At 37.8% G+C, this 17,421-nt stretch carries 16 protein-coding genes and 1 pseudogene; 5 read left to right on the top strand and 12 right to left on the bottom strand.

What is annotated here, in order from left to right:
• Nucleotides 1-12 precede the first annotated feature (12 nt).
• Nucleotides 13-630, top strand: a complete 618-nt coding sequence (locus tag HGD76_RS23500; RefSeq protein WP_168697193.1) for a Uma2 family endonuclease — start codon at nucleotides 13-15, stop codon at nucleotides 628-630.
• A 201-nt stretch (nucleotides 631-831) separates the two neighbouring features.
• On the opposite strand, the gene HGD76_RS23495 is transcribed toward HGD76_RS23500, so the two are convergent.
• The 3 genes and pseudogenes from HGD76_RS23495 to HGD76_RS23485 all read right to left on the bottom strand — a co-directional run bounded on the left by HGD76_RS23495 (nucleotide 832) and on the right by HGD76_RS23485 (nucleotide 4,544).
• Complete coding sequence (locus HGD76_RS23495; RefSeq protein WP_168697192.1) at nucleotides 832-1,740, bottom strand: DUF4351 domain-containing protein; 909 nt, start codon at nucleotides 1,738-1,740, stop codon at nucleotides 832-834.
• 238 nt (nucleotides 1,741-1,978) lie between these two features.
• A pseudogene (locus HGD76_RS23490) lies at nucleotides 1,979-4,156 on the bottom strand (caspase, EACC1-associated type).
• Nucleotides 4,149-4,544 carry a hypothetical protein gene (locus HGD76_RS23485; RefSeq protein ID WP_015080005.1) on the bottom strand — a complete coding sequence of 132 codons (396 nt, stop codon included), beginning with the start codon at nucleotides 4,542-4,544 and terminating at the stop codon, nucleotides 4,149-4,151. The pseudogene HGD76_RS23490 and the gene HGD76_RS23485 overlap by 8 nt, the downstream one beginning before the upstream one ends.
• A gap of 609 nt (nucleotides 4,545-5,153) precedes the next feature.
• Between HGD76_RS23485 and HGD76_RS23480 the strand changes: the two genes are divergently transcribed.
• Nucleotides 5,154-5,549: a hypothetical protein gene (locus HGD76_RS23480; RefSeq protein ID WP_168697191.1), complete on the top strand. Its 396-nt coding sequence runs from the start codon at nucleotides 5,154-5,156 to the stop codon at nucleotides 5,547-5,549.
• 100 nt (nucleotides 5,550-5,649) lie between these two features.
• Here HGD76_RS23480 and HGD76_RS23475 read toward each other — a convergent pair whose 3' ends face one another.
• Nucleotides 5,650-7,842: a recombinase family protein gene (locus tag HGD76_RS23475; RefSeq protein WP_168697190.1), complete on the bottom strand. Its 2,193-nt coding sequence runs from the start codon at nucleotides 7,840-7,842 to the stop codon at nucleotides 5,650-5,652.
• A gap of 58 nt (nucleotides 7,843-7,900) precedes the next feature.
• Here HGD76_RS23475 and HGD76_RS23470 point away from each other — a divergent pair, with 58 nt between their 5' ends.
• Together HGD76_RS23470 and mltA are read left to right on the top strand one after the other, a co-directional pair.
• Nucleotides 7,901-9,214 carry a proton extrusion protein PcxA gene (locus HGD76_RS23470; protein ID WP_168697189.1) on the top strand — a complete coding sequence of 438 codons (1,314 nt, stop codon included), beginning with the start codon at nucleotides 7,901-7,903 and terminating at the stop codon, nucleotides 9,212-9,214.
• Nucleotides 9,207-10,460 carry a murein transglycosylase A gene (gene mltA, locus HGD76_RS23465; RefSeq protein WP_168697188.1) on the top strand — a complete coding sequence of 418 codons (1,254 nt, stop codon included), beginning with the start codon at nucleotides 9,207-9,209 and terminating at the stop codon, nucleotides 10,458-10,460. The genes HGD76_RS23470 and mltA overlap by 8 nt, the downstream gene beginning before the upstream one ends.
• 338 nt (nucleotides 10,461-10,798) lie before the next feature.
• Here the strand turns inward: mltA and HGD76_RS26060 are convergent, their stop codons facing one another.
• A complete protein-coding gene (locus HGD76_RS26060; RefSeq protein ID WP_256370317.1) occupies nucleotides 10,799-10,933 on the bottom strand; it encodes a hypothetical protein in 135 nt (44 codons plus the stop codon).
• A 6-nt stretch (nucleotides 10,934-10,939) separates the two neighbouring features.
• Between HGD76_RS26060 and HGD76_RS23460 the strand changes: the two genes are divergently transcribed.
• Complete coding sequence (locus tag HGD76_RS23460; RefSeq protein ID WP_148764955.1) at nucleotides 10,940-11,497, top strand: Uma2 family endonuclease; 558 nt, start codon at nucleotides 10,940-10,942, stop codon at nucleotides 11,495-11,497.
• A gap of 338 nt (nucleotides 11,498-11,835) precedes the next feature.
• Here HGD76_RS23460 and HGD76_RS23455 read toward each other — a convergent pair whose 3' ends face one another.
• From HGD76_RS23455 to leuD, 7 genes are all read right to left on the bottom strand, one after another.
• Entirely contained in the window at nucleotides 11,836-13,026 is a 1,191-nt protein-coding gene (locus HGD76_RS23455; protein ID WP_148764960.1) for a TRC40/GET3/ArsA family transport-energizing ATPase, read from the bottom strand.
• 43 nt (nucleotides 13,027-13,069) lie between these two features.
• On the bottom strand, nucleotides 13,070-13,462 hold the full coding sequence (locus HGD76_RS23450) for a C6orf136 family protein (RefSeq protein WP_168697187.1): 393 nt from the start codon (nucleotides 13,460-13,462) through the stop codon (nucleotides 13,070-13,072).
• A gap of 77 nt (nucleotides 13,463-13,539) precedes the next feature.
• Complete coding sequence (locus HGD76_RS23445; RefSeq protein WP_015080011.1) at nucleotides 13,540-14,019, bottom strand: hypothetical protein; 480 nt, start codon at nucleotides 14,017-14,019, stop codon at nucleotides 13,540-13,542.
• A 91-nt stretch (nucleotides 14,020-14,110) separates the two neighbouring features.
• Complete coding sequence (locus HGD76_RS23440) at nucleotides 14,111-14,674, bottom strand: hypothetical protein (RefSeq protein WP_168697186.1); 564 nt, start codon at nucleotides 14,672-14,674, stop codon at nucleotides 14,111-14,113.
• Between the two features lie 117 nt (nucleotides 14,675-14,791).
• A complete protein-coding gene (locus tag HGD76_RS23435; RefSeq protein WP_168697185.1) occupies nucleotides 14,792-16,051 on the bottom strand; it encodes a YcjF family protein in 1,260 nt (419 codons plus the stop codon).
• Nucleotides 16,052-16,202: 151 nt separating this feature from the next.
• The gene (locus HGD76_RS23430) at nucleotides 16,203-16,670 is read right to left on the bottom strand and encodes an EVE domain-containing protein (protein WP_015080014.1); all 468 of its coding nucleotides are present in this window, start codon (nucleotides 16,668-16,670) and stop codon (nucleotides 16,203-16,205) included.
• Between the two features lie 91 nt (nucleotides 16,671-16,761).
• Nucleotides 16,762-17,370 (bottom strand): 3-isopropylmalate dehydratase small subunit, encoded by a 609-nt coding sequence (gene leuD / locus HGD76_RS23425; protein WP_015080015.1) that lies wholly within the window; start codon nucleotides 17,368-17,370, stop codon nucleotides 16,762-16,764.
• Between the last annotated feature and the right edge of the window lie 51 nt (nucleotides 17,371-17,421).

Raw genomic sequence — 17,421 nt, 5'->3', positions numbered from 1 at the left:
AGAAAAATAATAATGGTACAATCAACCCTAAAATTAATTACATCTGATGAATTTATTACTCAATATGGTGACAGCTATCCCTATGAACTTATTGATGGGGAATTAATCGAGATGGAACCCACAGGACCACATGAACAGGTATCATCTTTCATTGGCAGAAAACTGAATGTGGAAATTGATCATTATGATTTACCATACTTTATCCCCCATCGCTGCTTGATCAAACTACTGGGAACAAACACAGCCTTTCGTCCCGATGTGATCATATTAGACCAAACACAACTAATCAATGAACCATTATGGCAACAAGAACCTGTAATTACATCAGGAAAATCAATTAAACTAATTGCTGAAGTTGTCAGCACAAACTGGCAAAATGATTATGCTCGCAAAGTTGAAGATTATGCCCTATTAGCTATTCCTGAATATTGGATTGTAGATTATTTAGGCATTGGTGGTAGAGAATATATTGGCAAAACCAAGCAGCCAACAATTACAATTTGTACGTTAGTAGAAGACGAATATCAAAAGCGATTGTTTCAAAACAACGATAAACTGGTTTCCTCAATCTTTCCCAATTTACAATTAACAGCAAAACAAGTCTTTACGTCTGTTTGTGCTATAACCTAAATATAGGAAACTAATTAATCAAATGTTTTGGTTTGATTATCTATTTTAAATCTCATAATTAAGTTAGGTAGATAGATAGCGAACTGCTTGCAGCAGCGCTTCGCTATCGCATCCTTCACCCTAAGCATTACCCAGAAAATAAGATACAATGGGCAGAGCGATCGCTATTGTTAATAGTGCAGAAAAATTAGGACGTTGCAGCTAATTAATTGAATTATGTTGCAGCCAAGTTTCTAAATCTGTAACTGAAGTAAAATCTAACAAAGCTTCTCCTAATTCTTCAAGTTTTTCAACAGTTAACTCTTGAACTTTTTGAATTAATAATGAGTCAATTTCCTCAATTCGACGATTTAATTGCCGGATAATTAGACGTTTTTCTTTTTGCAGTCCTTCTTGTAATCCCTCTTGTTTAGCTAGTTCTCTATCTTGTTGGTAAAGTGGTGCTAATCGCATAATCAACTCCTGATCTTCTGTTTGTGAACTTTGATTGATTTTTAAGTTTTTCTGGAGGTTATAGAGTAGTTCTAAGGTGATTTTGACGTAAGGTTGATTTAATGGTAACGCAGCTAATTCATCAATTGCTCGTTTTTGGACTGTACCTCTACCTAAAAGTCTTAACCACAGTGTTTCTTGAGTTTGTGGTAATTGATGAATAACAACAATTGCGGCCTGTAATGATTTTGCTAAATAGTATATTCCGGGTAAGGAATCTGGTTTTGTTGTCTCGCTAAATCCTGATAAGATGTTTCTTGAGGCTGTGGGGGTGAGAATCCACAATTTAGGAATTTCGATTTTTGTTTTGTTGGTTTGTTCGCGTTTGGCTGCTCTTCTTAATGCACCTCTGACTTCTAATGATTTTAACAGACAATCACAGATTTCTTCTGTTGATGCTGGATTGCGAAATGGCTCAAAAATAGCTGGTGTTGTGGCTAATTTTCCTAATAATCCTAATAGTTCTACGTTGGTTGTTTGGTTGGGAAATGGTGTAAACAATACGTCTATTTCTCGGATTTCTCCAGCTACTTGACTGGCTGCTTGTACTTCTCCATAAGGTTTGAGTAGTTCTTCTAAGTAGTCCTTGGCGAATTGATCGTGTATAAAGCGGGTCATTTTCGTGTTTACTTTAAAGATATCTTAGATGTTGCCAGATCCCCGACTTCTTTAAGAAGTCGGGGATCTATTCTATGCTATTATCTACTTGACTAAATCTAAAGTTTTCTGTATTATGGACGAAGCACTCATCAAGCATCCGAAAATCTAAAAAAATATTTTTTATCGCTCCACTCCGTTACGCTAGGGAAGGGAAAAATCAAGAGCGCAAAGTGTAAGAGGGGAAAAGTATAAAGGGCTACTGAAGAATTCTCCCAACAACGCAGACAACACGAAAACCAATAAGGTTGAAGCGGTTGTCGCGGGAGTTGAAGGGGCGAGACGCGGAACGGCAGAATTGAGGAGGGTAGATCCAAGACCCGCCCCGCAGACTCATGTAATTATTGCTACCATTTGACCACGCACTACCATCAGCGGGAGCATTTATATAATTTCCGTGCTACTCATCTTCGCACCATTCCCATACATTACCACACATATCGTATAAACCGCAAGGGTTAGCAGGAAATTTTCCTACCTCTGTGGTTTTCTCTCGATATTCTCCTTTTGCACCACCACCATAGGTGTAGTTACCATCATAATTTGCCAATTCTGTGGAAATTGTTTCCCCAAAATAAAATGGTGTGGTTGTTCCCCCGCGACAAGCATATTCCCATTCGGCTTCACTAGGTAAACGATAGGTCTTATTTGTCTTGCAGGAAAGTCTGGCGCAAAATTCTTGAGCATGATTCCACGATACACACTCAATCGGCAGATTGTTGGTGAGCGAAGTCGAACCATCACCTTTAAAGTTCGATGGATCAGATTCTAAATCAATCTTAATCTTGGGTAAAGCAGCTACAAGTCGCCATTGTTTTTGAGTGACTGGATATTTACCCATAAAGAACGAAGGAACGGTAACTTGATGTTGTGGACTTTCGGAAGAATTTCGGTCTTTCTCATTTTCTGGAGAACCCATAAGAAAAGTCCCTCCAGGAATATGTACCATTTCCAGTAATACACCATTTCCTAAGTCTTGGGTAAAATACTCGGCGCTTTTGGCAATACGTTTAATCTCCGGTGTTTTTACCAAACCAAGCATTGAGCTTTTTAAAGTTATCTGAGCAGTTTCAAACTGAAAAGTCTTTAACTGATAACTAGATTTATTTTTTTCTGCTTCTGCTTCTCGCTGGCGTTGCAATCTTTCTGCTTCTTGCCGCAATCTTAGTTGTTCGGCTGCTTCTGCTTCTTGCTGGCGGTGCAATCTTTCTGCTTCTTGCTGCAATCGTAATTGTGATAATGCTTTTGTTTGTTGCTGAAGTTGCAATGCTTCCTTTTCTTGCTGCTTTTGTATCTGAAGCTGTTTTTGATATTCTGCTTCTTTAACGGATGTAATTTCTAACTCAATTGATGCTACATCCTCATCTCTAAAACCTAAAACATCTTGTTGATAATCTTTTAATATCTTCAAAGTATGTTCATCTAGAGGATATTGTTGCTCAACTTCTTCTGCAAAATATTGTTTATAACTTTGCAAATTTATTAATCGTCTCCGAAAAGGTTCTAAAACTTCCGTTTCTATTTCCTCGGCTTTTGCATTTGTAATTACCAAAGTTTTCCGTTTTGCTTTTAAAACTTCAATAGCAATTCTTTTAAGTCCACCATTTTTAGCATATTGTTCAACCAATTTGCGATACTCTGCTTCTGGATTTTTGGGAGCATAGGCCAATAAAATATTGTATCCTTCCTTGTCCAGAATGATATCCGGTGTCATGTTAGGCTTCACCGCTTGGACTTTTGATTTAGCGTAAGTGTGTAGTTCTTGGACATGAATATTGCCATCGTTATCTGTATCTGCTGCACCTGTCTCAATTCCCTCAACTAAATATTGAGTATAGAGGGAAAGTGTTGCACCTTCTTGTGCAAAGGAAGTTTGAGTTGCACCAGAAGATGTCAGCACAACTCGTCCTTCTGCACCTAATTGCTTTTTGATATCTACTCCAATACTTTTTGTGTGCCAACCATTAGCAAAAGCACCACTGTAACAAGCATCTAAAATTAAAACTTGTCGTTTGGAATAACAACTTTTTGATTGTGTTTGAATAAAATTTGCATCTACAGCAGTGGCTTCAAAGTTATCTTTTGCTGTGTTGCGAGTTGCTAAATAGAGATGATTATCATCATTAGTAATTCCATGTCCAGAAAAAAAGAATAATAATAAATCTTCTTTACCTGCATTCTTAAACAGCTTTTGAATTGCTATTCTCATAGCTACTGAATCAGGATTCAGCAGCCGTTCTACCTGTGCAAAATTTCCCAAGTTGGGATTTCGCAAAACTCGTTCCATAGCCTGGACATCATTGAGTGCAGATAATAGGGGTGGGATACCTGCACCATATTCACTGACTCCAATCAGTAGAGCCATTTTTTTAGCCATTGTCACCACCCATTGCGGCTAATAGGTCTTTTGCTATTTTTTCGCTTTCTAGCAGTTCTTGGCGGCTTTTGGCTTTGATACTGACTTCTTTATCACCGACTTTGACAGTCAGTTCGATGGGTTTGTCTCCCAAGCGATCGCCCAAAAAGGCTAAAAATGTTTTAATATTTTTCATACTGACTTGTGCTGTCAGCACTCCGATCAAAGTTGCAAAACCTGGCTTACTTCCTGCTTCTGGGTTAAGATCTTCAGCACGGTCTGCTTTTTCCACTTCGTCGGAATCTCGTAATTCCCGCAGCAACTTACTTGCTATTTTTAGCCGTCTGTCATCATCTAATTCTGGGTCATTAACAGCAAAAGTAAATTGAATTGTGTAATCATCTGTCATATTCACCACCACACTCCGATTATTTCCCTAGTAATATAGCATACGGTAAAACTCTCCACTGTCTTGTCAAAAAAAGCCGAGAATTTTTTTGTTCCCTATTTTCTTACTACCCACATTCCGCACTTCATTTTCTAGTACAGACATAAGTGTAATAAGTAACAGAAATAGCTTAAATATAAAGTTGCGTAAATCCTGTTAATAAGGTATTGACAATAAATTTAGAAGAGAAAATGAGAAAATGAGTCTGAATGAAATCAAAATACCAAAAAATATAAATAACCAAAAAGAAGAATTTGAGTTTCTTCTTTGTGAATAATGACTTTTATTTTCATAGTTTGAATTTCAAGTTTTTCAGTAGGGGATGATTTTAAATAATTATATCTTAATAATAAGGTTGAGAGCCTATTGTTGGTACTTTCTTAAAACCTATCTTGAAAAGCAATTGTTCTAGGTCAGGAAACTGACTATCTCTCATCATATTAATGTCAGTCATCTATCTTAGGGTTAATTTAAAATATCTAACTCAGGATTAATTAAATTACTTTTATTAAAGCATAATCTGTTTATAGCAGGTTAATTCCAACTATTTTATTTTGGAGATATAAGATTATGTTGCAAGCAAATTTGACGACTTCCCAGACAAAAAAAGATACTTCTTTAAACGCTTTTGATGAAAATTGTTTATCGGAATTAAGTTCGGAACAAGCTTCTAATATTGCTGGAGGATTTACACTTAAAAATAATACAGAAGCACCGAGGATTTTTTATAATTTTGGGGAGAAGTCACCCCTACAACAACAAACTTTAAAACCGGGAGAAAGCGGCACTTATCCAGGAGAGTTTCTTTTGTATAATTCTTCAGCAGGAAGTTCCGGAATTAGCCCCGCAGTATTCAAAGCAGATCCTTCCGGTACATTCAGTTTAAATCAATCAGGAACTAAGATAATTCCTACTGATCTTAGCTCTTATAATGGAGGTGGGAATGGTGGAAATGGGGATTGCTAAAAAAGCAATGAAAAGCTAAGAGTCGGTAAATAGATTTTAAATAAAAAGCCTCTATAATTCCATAGAGGTTTTATTTATAGTTATGGAAATTGCCAATTATTTACACCACTTCACAAGCATGAACTAAAGGTAATAAAGGTCCAATTTGTTCCTGTCCATTGACAGCCAAATCACTGTGACACAAATACAATTTATCAGACACCCGCGCCAGCAAATCAGCGACAATTCTTTGTAATCTTTCTTCTTCCGCTAATTCTTCATCTGCTGCTGTCCAAGGTTGTCCTAACCTATCCTGTAAAAATAAAGTAGCACCAAATAAAGTCGCCGCACCACCTTTAGCCCATAGCGGTGAACCAATATCTAACCAAAAATGCCAACGGTGATTTTTGCGACTCGCTCGGTATTGAAATATAGTTGCTAAAGTTACAGCCTTTCTACTGCTACCAATGGGACGGATAGGATAGGGATTTGCAGTAATTGTCCCCCGTCGCAGCAGTTGAATAAATATGGCTATCGCCACGCTATCGCTATCAATAATGGTAATACTGAGAGTTTCTGGTGTATGCAGCGAAAGAAATAGAGGATCGGTTTGTTTTAAGCGGGTGTCTATTTCCCAATAATGTTGGGCTGTTTCTAATAATTCTCTTAATGCTGCTAATTCTTGATATGAAGGGTTCTTATCATTACACACAAAGTCTTGAATAGCTTGGTACAAGAAAAAAATAGGTGTGAGGAGAAGGCGCTGATGATATTGCTCCCGTTGTGCTTGAATCCATTGTAATATTTTTTCATAGGACTGAGTGGCAATATAGCCAATTCTATCCCAGCGTTCAAAGGTTTTCACGGGTAATAAATTGGGTGTGTCGGGGTGGGGAACAAAACAAGCATCGGCGATTAACCCAGCCCGCACTGGATCTATTTTAGAATGATGGAATTCTTTTTCCTCTCCATTTTGAGTTTGATATTGACTCAAAACCACCAACATTTCCGCCACCGCATCCCTATCTACTAACCGTCCTAAACCGGGGTAAACTAGAGCCATGAGGGTAAGTAATGCTCTGACTACCGAGGAACTGATTAAAGGGCGTTGTTCGTTGAGAGATGCAACTTCGATATTTTGTTTAGTTAATATTTCTACCAAGGTATAACGAGCGATCGCATCTAAACCCGGTGCAATAATCGCTACTTCATCCGCCGCCACTTCCCCGGATTTAACCCCATCAATAATCATCTCGGCTGTTTGGCGTAATAGCTGGGCGCGGGAAGTGGTTTGAATAGGCTGGACATAACTTGGTAAACGTAACATTGTCATGGGCTGTGTTACCAATTCTACCATTTGACTGGTGAGAGAATAACCCAAACTATTCTTAGGTTGTGAGGTTAAATTTTCTACTTGACAACGGGCAGATAATCTGGCTAAATACTCAGGATCTGCACCTAAACCCCAGCGTACCTTCCCATGGGAATTGTAGCTAAACGCGCCCACAGCCCCAGCATCTAATAAAAATTCAAATAAGTTAGCAGCGATCGCCGGATAATCATCTACATCATCTGCTATGATGCCCTGATAGCGTTGTTTTAGATGTTCCTGATAGCTACTATTAGTTAATAATTTTTGGTGATACAGTTCAGTAATTAGCGCATAAGTCAATAACCCCCGTTCTAAACACCAATTCCGCCAATTTAGTAGTAAAGAACCCAAAAACTGTGGTTCTAAATTGATAGAACTATCTTCTAAACCACTGTGCAATATTTTAGGAATGTCTTCACAGGGTACACCGCTATAAGCTGCTAATTGCCATAAATCCAGGATACGTCTGACCAAACGATTTTCATTCATCCCTACACGCCGCAAAACCTCTGAATCTAGCTGACAACTCCAGAGTTTTGTCGCCAATTCTTGTTCCGTTTCTGGGCGTAATCTGACGGGAAATTGAGCTTTAATTGACAACAAATCAATTAGTAACGGCCAAAATAAAATCACCTCATCTTGGAAAAAACCCAAAGCTGTTTTAACGCGAATAGGATATTTTCCTAATGTTAAAGTGGTAACTCTATCAGCTAATTCCCTGCGGTTATCATCATTAGCAGCTAACAATAAAATACCTAGTTCTTTTTGGTGTAAATTCACCTTTGAATCTATAGGTTGAGGTTGGGAATTGTGAATATTTTTATTATAAAATAAATCAGGTACTTGACTATCAATTTGCAACCAAGCACTAAACTGGTTTACCAAGCGAGTAGTTTTACCACTACGACTAGTACCAAAAATCCAAAGGGAATCAGAAATCATTCTTTTTGCGTTAACTTAAGTTTAAGAATTTAGTAAATAATGCCAAATAATTGTCTCGATGAAAAATACCGTGTTTAGCCAAAAAATATACCCCTTTTTACTAGCTGCTTACAGATGGTATCTACTGACACCAGAACGTTCTTTAGATACAGCTTATCAAGCGGCTATACAAATTAAGGAAATTGAAGATAAACACTTCAATGGTAACAAAATAGACTCCGAATTTACCATGCACAGCACCAGCGTCATGGATTATTTTCAAGGAGATTTGCAAAAGTTATTAAAAACTGTACAAATGCGGCTGACGGAATTCAAAGCCAGTCGGTGGTTTGCGAATGAATCCAAACAAAAAGCTGCTATGAAAGTGGGGATAGAATATTCTAGCCCAGCATCAATTTTAGAGAAACTAGAATTCATTGATCAAATTACATCTAAATACACTAATAATGATATAGATACAAATTATAGAAATTCCCATCCTCAACCTGTTGAACCCCCCACAGATTTAGTTAATTCTCCACAATTTACACCAAAAACATCACGGAAAGTTAGCCAAAATATATCTAGAGGAAAAGCCAATACTACAGGTATTTTACCTCGTTCAATTTTAAGCACAATTACGCGGCTACAAGTAGAATTAGATCCAGAATCTGAACAAAATGTAGTTAAGAATTTTCGTAAAGCCCAACAAAGAAGTATTATCTCAATTCGGTTTATACTGCTACTTATTATCGTTCCTCTTCTGACTCATCAATTATCCAAAGCTTTAATTGTTGGTCCATTGGTAGAACATTTCCGAAATGAGAAAACAGTAGAAGTTTTCTTAAATGGAGAAATGGAAGAAGAAGGATTATTAGCATTACAAAGGTTTGAAGAAAGAATCAAATTTGAAGCCTTAATTAGTAATGCACCTGCGCTTGGGGCTGAAGAATTAGAAACAAAAATGAAGGAAAAAGCAGAGGAAGTAAAAAAGGAATTTCGCAAAGAAAGTGATAATGCCATTAAAAATGTATTTGCTGATATTTTCGCGGTAATTACTTTCACTATCTTATTACTTGTTAGCAAATCTGATATCGCTGTATTAAAAGATTTCTTCGATAATGTAGTCTATGGTTTAAGCGATAGTGCTAAAGCATTTATTATCATTTTATTTACCGATGTTTTTGTCGGCTTTCACTCTCCTCACGGTTGGGAAGTTCTCTTAGAAGGAATATCACGGCATTGGGGATTACCAGCCAATCGAGATTTTATTTTCTTATTTATTGCCACATTTCCCGTAATTTTAGATACGATTTTTAAATATTGGATTTTCCGCTATTTAAATCGGATTTCACCTTCTGCCGTTGCTACCTACCATAACATGAATGAATAACCAGCATTTTGCTAACATTACTATTAGCTTACCTATATTTATGGCCAGTTTGATTGTGGGCATACAACCACTCCCCAATCAAGAACTTAGTCCCCCAGAATGTCGGTTAGGAAAATGGAATTTACCAGCGTTAGTAAATCCAACAAAAAAGAAGTTACCTGTACTTATTCCGAGAGTCCCAGTTACCTGTTGTCAAGAGGAAATTTCTTGTTTAGATCAGGCAATTTATGATGAGAAGAATGACGAAATTGCTAATAAAAAAGCATTATTACAATCTATAGATTACAGTCTCCAATATTTGCAAACGCCAAGGGCAATTAAGGCCTATCAAAAATCAGAAATTACCAGAGAAAGAGTTTATAATAGTTTGCAAAGATTTCGGAAATTATTGATTTCCACAAAATCGCCTCAAGCACTCCAAGCAGCTATCGAAAAAGAGTTTGTTTTTTATCAATCTGTAGGCAGAGATAACAAAGGAACAGTTTTATTTACCGCTTATTATGAACCTTTGTATTTAGCCAGTCGTCAACCAACAAAAGAGTTTCGCTATCCAGCTTATCGTTCTCCTGCTGACTTAGAATCTTGGGCTAAACCCCATCCTAGCAGATCAGAATTAGAAGGTGTAGATGGTTTACAAGGTAGCAAAGGAAAATTAAAAGGATTGGAGTTATTTTGGTTTAAAGATCGTCTTGAACCTTATATGATTCAAATTCAAGGTTCAGCCAAACTCAAATTAACAGATGGAACTCAGACAACTATCGGTTATGCAAGTAATACAGCTTATAATTATCGAAGTTTAGGCAGATCATTAGTTGATGATGGTAAATTTCCCTTAGAAGGGTTAAATATGCCCATTATCCTCGACTATTTCCGCAAACATCCCCAGGATTTAAATATTTATATTCCTCGTGATCAAAGTTTTGTATTTTTCCAGGAAACCTACGGAAAACCAGCCCAAGGTTCTATTAGTGTACCACTAACTCCAGAACGTTCTATTGCTACAGATAAATCTCTCATGCCTCCCGGTGCTTTAGCATTAATTCGCGCTCCTTTTCCCTATATTAATAAGAGTAATAAAATCGAAAATCGGCTGGTGAGTCGTTACGTTTTAGATCAGGATACAGGTGGTGCAATTAAAGGTGCTGGGAGGGTAGATTACTTTCTAGGAACAGGTGAAGCCGCAGGAGAAAGGGCTGGGGTAACAGTCAGTAATGGACAATTATTTTATCTGTTACTAAAACCCTAATTTCCAACTCTTACTCTCTGTGCCTCTGCGCCTCTGCGTGCAGTAAAATCATTCTTTTAATGATTAATCAATCAAGATGATCCTCAAAATCTACTTTTTATATTGCCTGTAGATTGCGAAAGCTCGGTTATTGCTCAAGAAATACCATTGGATATTTTACTTGAAGCTATAAAAGCTGCTGTTGAAAGGCTTGGTCATAGATAGTAGGATCATCTTTTTTGATGAGTGCGATCGCTTTTTGGGGATGTGGGAATGCGATAGCCAGGGCAAGCGCATCTTATTTTTAGAATGCTTACTGGACAAAGGTTTTGACGATTGTTAAGTTTTGTAACTAAAAGTTAAAACCCTTGCTGGGCATGGATTACAGAATTTAGGTGCGTTTGCCCTGGGGCGTAAGCGTTGCGCGACCTAGGAATCACTTTTTGGGGTGTGGGTGCGATCGCTGTTAAAATTAAAGAGGTTTGAGAAGGCATAAAGCTATGACTATTGCAGCAATTAAACCCACAACTATCGGAGAATTTTTGCAATTGCCAGAAACAGAACCTGCTTCTGAATTTATTCATGGACAAATCACACAGAAACCTATGCCTCAAGGGGAACATAGCCAACTTCAGATCGATCTATGCGAAACTATTAATCAAATTACTAAACCTCAAAAAATTGCCAAAGCTTTTCCAGAACTACGCTGTGTTTTTGGTGGGTTAGCGATCGTTCCAGATATAGCTGTATTTCTTTGGGAGCGAATCCCTCGGTTGCCATCAGGAAGGATTGCCAATCGTTTTGAAATCCATCCAGATTGGGCTATTGAAATTCTCTCTCCCGATCAGAGATATAAACAAGTCCTAGCCAAATTACTACACTGCGCTGAGTATGGTACTGAGTTGGGTTGGTTGCTTGATCCCGAAGATGAGAGTATTTTAGTAGTAGACAGCGATCGCCGAGTTAGGGAACTTAAAAATAGCGATCGCTTACCAGTTCTTACAGGGGTTGAATTAGATATAACTGTTCAAGAAGTATTTAGCTGGTTAAATTTATAACATAATTTATTTTTGTGAATGTGGAAAAGCTCCGTACGAATCGCTTTTTGGGGGATGTGGGGGGTGCGTAAGCGTTGCGCTGCTGCAAGCAGTTCGCTTCTTGGGATATGAGAGGGCGTAAGCGTTGCGCGACCTAGGAATCGCAGGGGAAAAGTGGGTTGGAGAAGCCGATAAACAAGGGGAAATAGAGGTGCAAATTCCATTGTTAAAAATAAATTTGTACGTAAGAATTCAGGTTATTTAATAAATAGTTGGGTAAGATCCCCGACCTCTTAGCATTAATTATAATTTCTTAACACAATCAAGGAAGAAGTCGGGGATCTAAAAGTTTTGAAAGTTTAGATAGAATTTACATTGTCAGCAAAGCGAATTTTCAGATAATCATCTTCCATTTTTGCTCCTGCTGGTTGCAGTGCTGCCAAAGCTTGAGGTAATACCAAATTACGGCGATGATTGCCAATAGTAATGTTTAATTCATCTCCCGTTTTTTTCAGTTGAATTTGGCTTTTAGGAATATTGGGTAGATAAAGTTCCAAACTGTATTGGTTATTATCTTTTACCACTCTGATTGTGGTTTCTTTATAATAAATCTGAGTTGGATCTTCATCTTTGTACAGAGTTTCTTTCAACCTTTCCAAAGCTGCTAAACCACACAGTTCTTCAGAGTAGAGAGGGACTTCTTTGACTGGGAGAGGGAGAAAATTGTCGTGAATTTCTTGACGGTATTGTTCTTGATTTTCCTTCCACCGTTGGAAAAATGGATCTGTAACTTCTTGAGGAATAATCCGGTTAGCAATAACTAAATCTGTGGCTACATTATACAAACTTAGATAAGCGTGAGCGCGAAGAGATTCCTTAATTACCATTTTTTCGGGATTGGTAACTAGACGGACTGAGGTTTGAGTATTATCAGTTAAAACTTTTTCCAAAGCTTCAATTTGCTCATAAAACTCATAAGGTGCATCCATTACCTCTTTATTTGGTAAAGAAAAACCAGCAATGGGTTTAAAAATAGGTTCTACAAATGGTCTTAGGGCTACGGAAATATTTTGGAACGGTTTATAAAAACGACGCATATACCAACCGCCAACTTCAGGCAAACTTAACAGCCGTAATGCTGTACCAGTCGGGGCAGAATCAATAATTAAAACGTCAAATTCCCCTTCATCATAATGACGTTTCATTCTCACCAAGCCGAAAATTTCATCCATGCCTGGTAAAATTGCTAACTCTTCCGCTTGTATCCCGTCTAAACCACTGGCTTGTAAAACTTGGGTAATATAGCGTTTGACAGCCCCCCAATTACCTTCTAATTCTCGCAGTGCATCCAATTCTGCACCCCATAAATTAGGACGAATAAGGCGGGCATCATGGCCTAATTCAACGTCAAAGCTATCAGCAAGGGAGTGGGCTGGGTCCGTACTTAAAACCAATGTCCGATAGCCGAGTTCTGCACAACGGAGTCCAGTGGCTGCGGCAACGGAGGTTTTACCCACGCCACCTTTCCCTGTCATTAAAATTACTCGCATCAATGATTCCTTACTGCCTGAATTTTGTTTACATTTATTTACATTATGATTGATTTTTCACAGAAATGAAATGCTGCTTAATGACATCCAAACGGGAACAGTGCCAATAATCAATATGGGAAACGATTAAACCGTCAGCATTTAGACGTAATTCACTCCAACCAGAAACAGAAATGTGAGGTTTCCAAGGTAAAGGAGAATTCCAACTCATAGTCCATTCAGTTTTAATATTTTCTTGCTGAGATTGGATATTATGTAAATCTAGTTTGAGATTGGAGAAAAAAGTCTGAATGAATTTAATCATCCATTTATAAAGTTCAATTCCCCGAAACTTAAAAACAGCATCTTGAAAATAAACATCATCGGCATAAATGCTGTAAGTTTGATTTACCGGAAATCTAGCATAATCGGCTTTAAGAGTTTCAACAATATCCATAAATTGATGTTTTGCTGGTGGTAATAAATTTATTGCGGAAGTTAAGCAGTTTTAGGAATTGATCCGGACGTTCATTACTACTTTACAAAATTACCTATGATAGATTGTAGCTTTACTCTTGCACAATCTCTTTCTTCTACAGGTAAACAGGATAAAGCAAATTCAAAATCATCTAGTTTCTCCGTTAAGGCATTGACCAATTCTTTTTGACCTTCTGCAATACTAAGTTCAGATTTTTCTAGATCAATTTCTATAGACCCTAAAATTAAACTATTCTGGTTATATTCTTCTATGTCAAAGTCATTTTCTCCTTCAGGGCTAATCATTTTTGATTTAGTGATGTCGAGAATATCTTCATTCGTAAACTCTAAATCAGCTTGGGCTTCTCTTAATAACTGGACGGCTGCTTTAATTTTTTTGTATGCTACTTGTTCCATGATTTTTTTCTTCTCCAAAAGCAAAGATAATTCTTTTTGAGAATCTAACAATGCTTGTTGTTGCTCTTCAATTTTAGCTACTTGGTTTTTGATTTGAGTTTGGATTTCTGCAAGTGTCATTCCCCGGATTCCTTAGAGTTTGCTTTAATAATTTTTACGATGTTGTTATTTGTAATTGGTAAATATCTCCCCTATTTCCCGATTACCTTCATTACATTTCCACCCAAAGACGTTCTAATTGTCGTTGCCAAGCTGCTAAAACTTGTAATCTTGTCTGGGGATTTTGGTCAATATCTCCTAATAATCCTTCCGCATAAAAACGGTCTAAATTTTGCATAGTGGCTTCGAGAGATTGTCCCTGTTGTTTAGCTGCTTTAATAATTTCGCGAATCCGAGCTTCCACCAAATTATTAAAAACATCATTAACACCGACTTGATATAATGAAATCAGGCGAGCGATGGCATTAGCAAAATCTGCATTACTTAAAGTGCCACTATTATGCTGAAATACCCCCCATACTACCCCGTCATATACAGCATACCGTGCTTCTTGGGTATCATCAAAATTAGCTTCTAGAAACTGGGTGAGAAATGCTGCGGCCTCTTGTAAAGGCATAATTGGCAGCAATACTCGCAACCAAGAATTATCATCTGAAAGCAGCACCAATAACCGAAAATCAGGAGTTTCTACCTGCCAAGAACCAGGGGCAATAGATTTTACAACTTCAGCACTAAATAACTCTGTTAACGTACCTGCTATTTCTTCCGGTGTCATAATAATATTTGAACTTTACCGTCTAGAGTAACGCTTATTGGATAATTAAAACTTCAAATTTCCAAAAATTTCTTCCTTTGCGCCTTTGCTCCTTAGCGTCTGGGCGCGAAACCCTCTTTAACTTTTCATCCCCTTAAACCGTTCTTTTGCCCCTGTAAAGGCTTCTTGCATGACTGCTTGAATTTTTTGAGGATCGGGTTTTTTCCCACCCATTAAATCGCCAAAATACACACAAGCAGCTTCACCTAAAGCCCATGTATAAGCCCCTGCCCACGATGCCGCAATAACGCTGCCAAAACCAGGGATAAATTTAATTAATTCCCGTGCTACCGCTTGGGCGACAAAACCACCAGCAATGGTACTGACAATACCCCCAGCTTGAGATGGTGTGATAGTCTGTCCATATAATTTACCCAACAATCCCACCATGGACACCTGCAAGGCAGTTAAAACGGGCATAGTCGCAAAAGGTAAAGGCACAGCGGACAAAGTTGCCGCCATGATAGAAAATGGCAAAATATAACGTCTGCCAGCGTTTCGATAAATATTACCTAATTTTTCGCCAGCTTGTTGATCTAATAATTGATAAATTGCCTTTGATTCTGCTTCTGGGAGGAGTTGGGATAAATTATCTCGCAGTCTTTCTAAACCGTAAAATACAGGATTATAACCATCTTCTTCTAAAGTGAAATCAATTAAAACCGCACTATTATATAAACCTGAAAAATTTTCTTTAATGGCGATAAATGCCCGCTGCAATTCTAGAAAATCTGGGGGATAATCAGGATGATTGGCAACTTCTGACGGATAAACTTCATGTAAGCAAGTTACTACTAATAAACAGGGAATATCTGGATATTGCTGTCGTAATTTTTCAGCAATTTGCCGCAAAGTATCAGTTGCAAAATCATGAATTTTGACAGTGATAATCAAAACTCTAGCTTTATTTGTTTCCTGTTGTAAATCGCCGATTAATTCCTGAATAATAGCTTCAGTATCTTGACTGACATCTCCTAAACCTACCGTATCTGTAAAAATCAGCAATGGTAAATCATTAGCAGGATATGCGTAACGTTGGGTATTTTGGGTATGAGGACGAAAACCCTGGCCGATAATTTCCGCAGATACCCCAGTTAAACCCCTGACAATCGAACTTTTACCCGCTTGGGGTTTTCCTAATAGCAAAGCTTCCGTAGTTGGTAATTCAGCCCGAATAGTTTCGAGAATTTCCGCAACTTGAGTATCACTCACACTAAACCATTGTCCTACAGTTTGTGTAACTTGTTCTATTGGTAAAAATTGGGTTAATTTATCGGTAGCTTGATTAAAAACCCCAGTTATCTTTTTTTTCCAGGAGTTATTATCTTGTTCAGTCATAAATTTCACTCCCTACAATTTGATAGAGAATATTTTTAGGAACTATATATATCATACTATTTTACCGACAAAGAACTGATATCGAACCACAGAGGCACAGAGAACACAGAGGTAGAGAAGGAAGAAATTTTAATATCTTATTTTAGGATTGCTAAATATCTCTTCCCATTTCTAATATCTCTCTTCCGACTGATTCTATGACAGGATTGATTGATAGACGATTACCTTTTTTCACTACTAATAATTCATCATCACTAAACTTTAATTTGAGTGTTGATAGTGAAAGTGGATTACTAAAAACTTCCACAAATTCCACTTTCACAGTTTGCCAACGGGGAGATTCAAGAGTTGATTTGCTATCATAATATTTACTATTTATATCAAATTGTGTCGGGTCAGCAATACCTGTTTTCACAACTCGCATTAAGCCAAAAATCCCCGGAGGTTCAGCATTAGAATGATAGAAAAATGCTAAATCTCCTATGTGCATTTGTCTGAGAAAATTCCGGGCTTGATAATTACGCACACCGTCCCAAATTGTTTCTCGTTGTTGTTCTAAGTCAGTAATACTATAAACTGCTGGTTCTGACTTCATTAACCAATAATTAATTGCATTCATCTAATAATTAATTCAATATGATCTTTTCTCTGTGTTCTCTGTGCCTCTGTGGTTCGATAAAATACTACCACAGAGGCAAAAAGATCACCGACTAACTAGCTGCTAAATGACCCCAAGCAATGTAAGGTAATTTTGCTGCTGTTGCTTTTACCTGTTGGGCATTTGCTACCAACTGTCCGCAAGCGTCCCAAGTTCCCGCAATAAAAGCGCTTCTTGTCCCTTCACTCATGACAACTGAGGCAGTAAAATTACCAATTTTTACTTGCAATTTTTCCAAATCTATGGTAAGGACTTCTTGAGGATTAGCGATAACTAATTCTTGCAACTGTTTAACTACTTCAAATTCAGCAGTTACGCATGGTATCCCCATTGCCACGCAGTTACCAAAAAAGATTTCCGCGAAGCTTTCACCAATCAGGGCTTTAATTCCCCATTTAGCCAGGGCTTGGGGCGCGTGTTCTCGTGATGAACCACAGCCGAAGTTGCGGTTAGCTATGAGGATTTTCGCGCCTTGGTAATGGATTTGATCAAATGGGTGTTCACCATTTAAGGCTTTTCTATCGTCCACAAATACGCCTGCTCCTAAGTCGTCAAAGGTGATGGCTTTTAAGTAGCGGGCGGGGATAATTCGGTCGGTGTCTATGTCGTTACCAATGAGGGGAACGGCGTTACCGGATATTTGTTTGACTTCACTTACCATAATATTAATGAACCACGAAGGCACGAAGGACACGAAGGAAGAAGAAAAGAA

Source organism: Dolichospermum flos-aquae CCAP 1403/13F (assembly GCF_012516395.1).
In the GTDB taxonomy this organism is placed as follows: domain Bacteria; phylum Cyanobacteriota; class Cyanobacteriia; order Cyanobacteriales; family Nostocaceae; genus Dolichospermum; species Dolichospermum lemmermannii.
This window is presented reverse-complemented; position numbering and strand designations above follow the sequence as displayed.

Bases quoted from the DNA above. Each gene is read 5' to 3' on its own strand.
- HGD76_RS23475 (WP_168697190.1), bottom strand. From the start codon at position 7,842: ATGATTTCTGATTCCCTTTGGATTTTTGGTACTAGTCGTAGTGGTAAA.
- HGD76_RS23430 (WP_015080014.1), bottom strand. From the start codon at position 16,670: ATGAATGCAATTAATTATTGGTTAATGAAGTCAGAACCAGCAGTTTAT.
- HGD76_RS23435 (WP_168697185.1), bottom strand. From the start codon at position 16,051: ATGACTGAACAAGATAATAACTCCTGGAAAAAAAAGATAACTGGGGTT.
- HGD76_RS23445 (WP_015080011.1), bottom strand. From the start codon at position 14,019: ATGACACTTGCAGAAATCCAAACTCAAATCAAAAACCAAGTAGCTAAA.
- HGD76_RS23470 (WP_168697189.1), top strand. From the start codon at position 7,901: ATGAAAAATACCGTGTTTAGCCAAAAAATATACCCCTTTTTACTAGCT.
- mltA (WP_168697188.1), top strand. From the start codon at position 9,207: ATGAATAACCAGCATTTTGCTAACATTACTATTAGCTTACCTATATTT.
- HGD76_RS23460 (WP_148764955.1), top strand. From the start codon at position 10,940: ATGACTATTGCAGCAATTAAACCCACAACTATCGGAGAATTTTTGCAA.
- HGD76_RS23485 (WP_015080005.1), bottom strand. From the start codon at position 4,544: ATGACAGATGATTACACAATTCAATTTACTTTTGCTGTTAATGACCCA.
- HGD76_RS23455 (WP_148764960.1), bottom strand. From the start codon at position 13,026: ATGCGAGTAATTTTAATGACAGGGAAAGGTGGCGTGGGTAAAACCTCC.
- HGD76_RS23500 (WP_168697193.1), top strand. From the start codon at position 13: ATGGTACAATCAACCCTAAAATTAATTACATCTGATGAATTTATTACT.
- HGD76_RS26060 (WP_256370317.1), bottom strand. From the start codon at position 10,933: ATGCCTTCTCAAACCTCTTTAATTTTAACAGCGATCGCACCCACACCC.
- HGD76_RS23440 (WP_168697186.1), bottom strand. From the start codon at position 14,674: ATGACACCGGAAGAAATAGCAGGTACGTTAACAGAGTTATTTAGTGCT.
- HGD76_RS23480 (WP_168697191.1), top strand. From the start codon at position 5,154: ATGTTGCAAGCAAATTTGACGACTTCCCAGACAAAAAAAGATACTTCT.
- HGD76_RS23450 (WP_168697187.1), bottom strand. From the start codon at position 13,462: ATGGATATTGTTGAAACTCTTAAAGCCGATTATGCTAGATTTCCGGTA.
- HGD76_RS23495 (WP_168697192.1), bottom strand. From the start codon at position 1,740: ATGACCCGCTTTATACACGATCAATTCGCCAAGGACTACTTAGAAGAA.
- leuD (WP_015080015.1), bottom strand. From the start codon at position 17,370: ATGGTAAGTGAAGTCAAACAAATATCCGGTAACGCCGTTCCCCTCATT.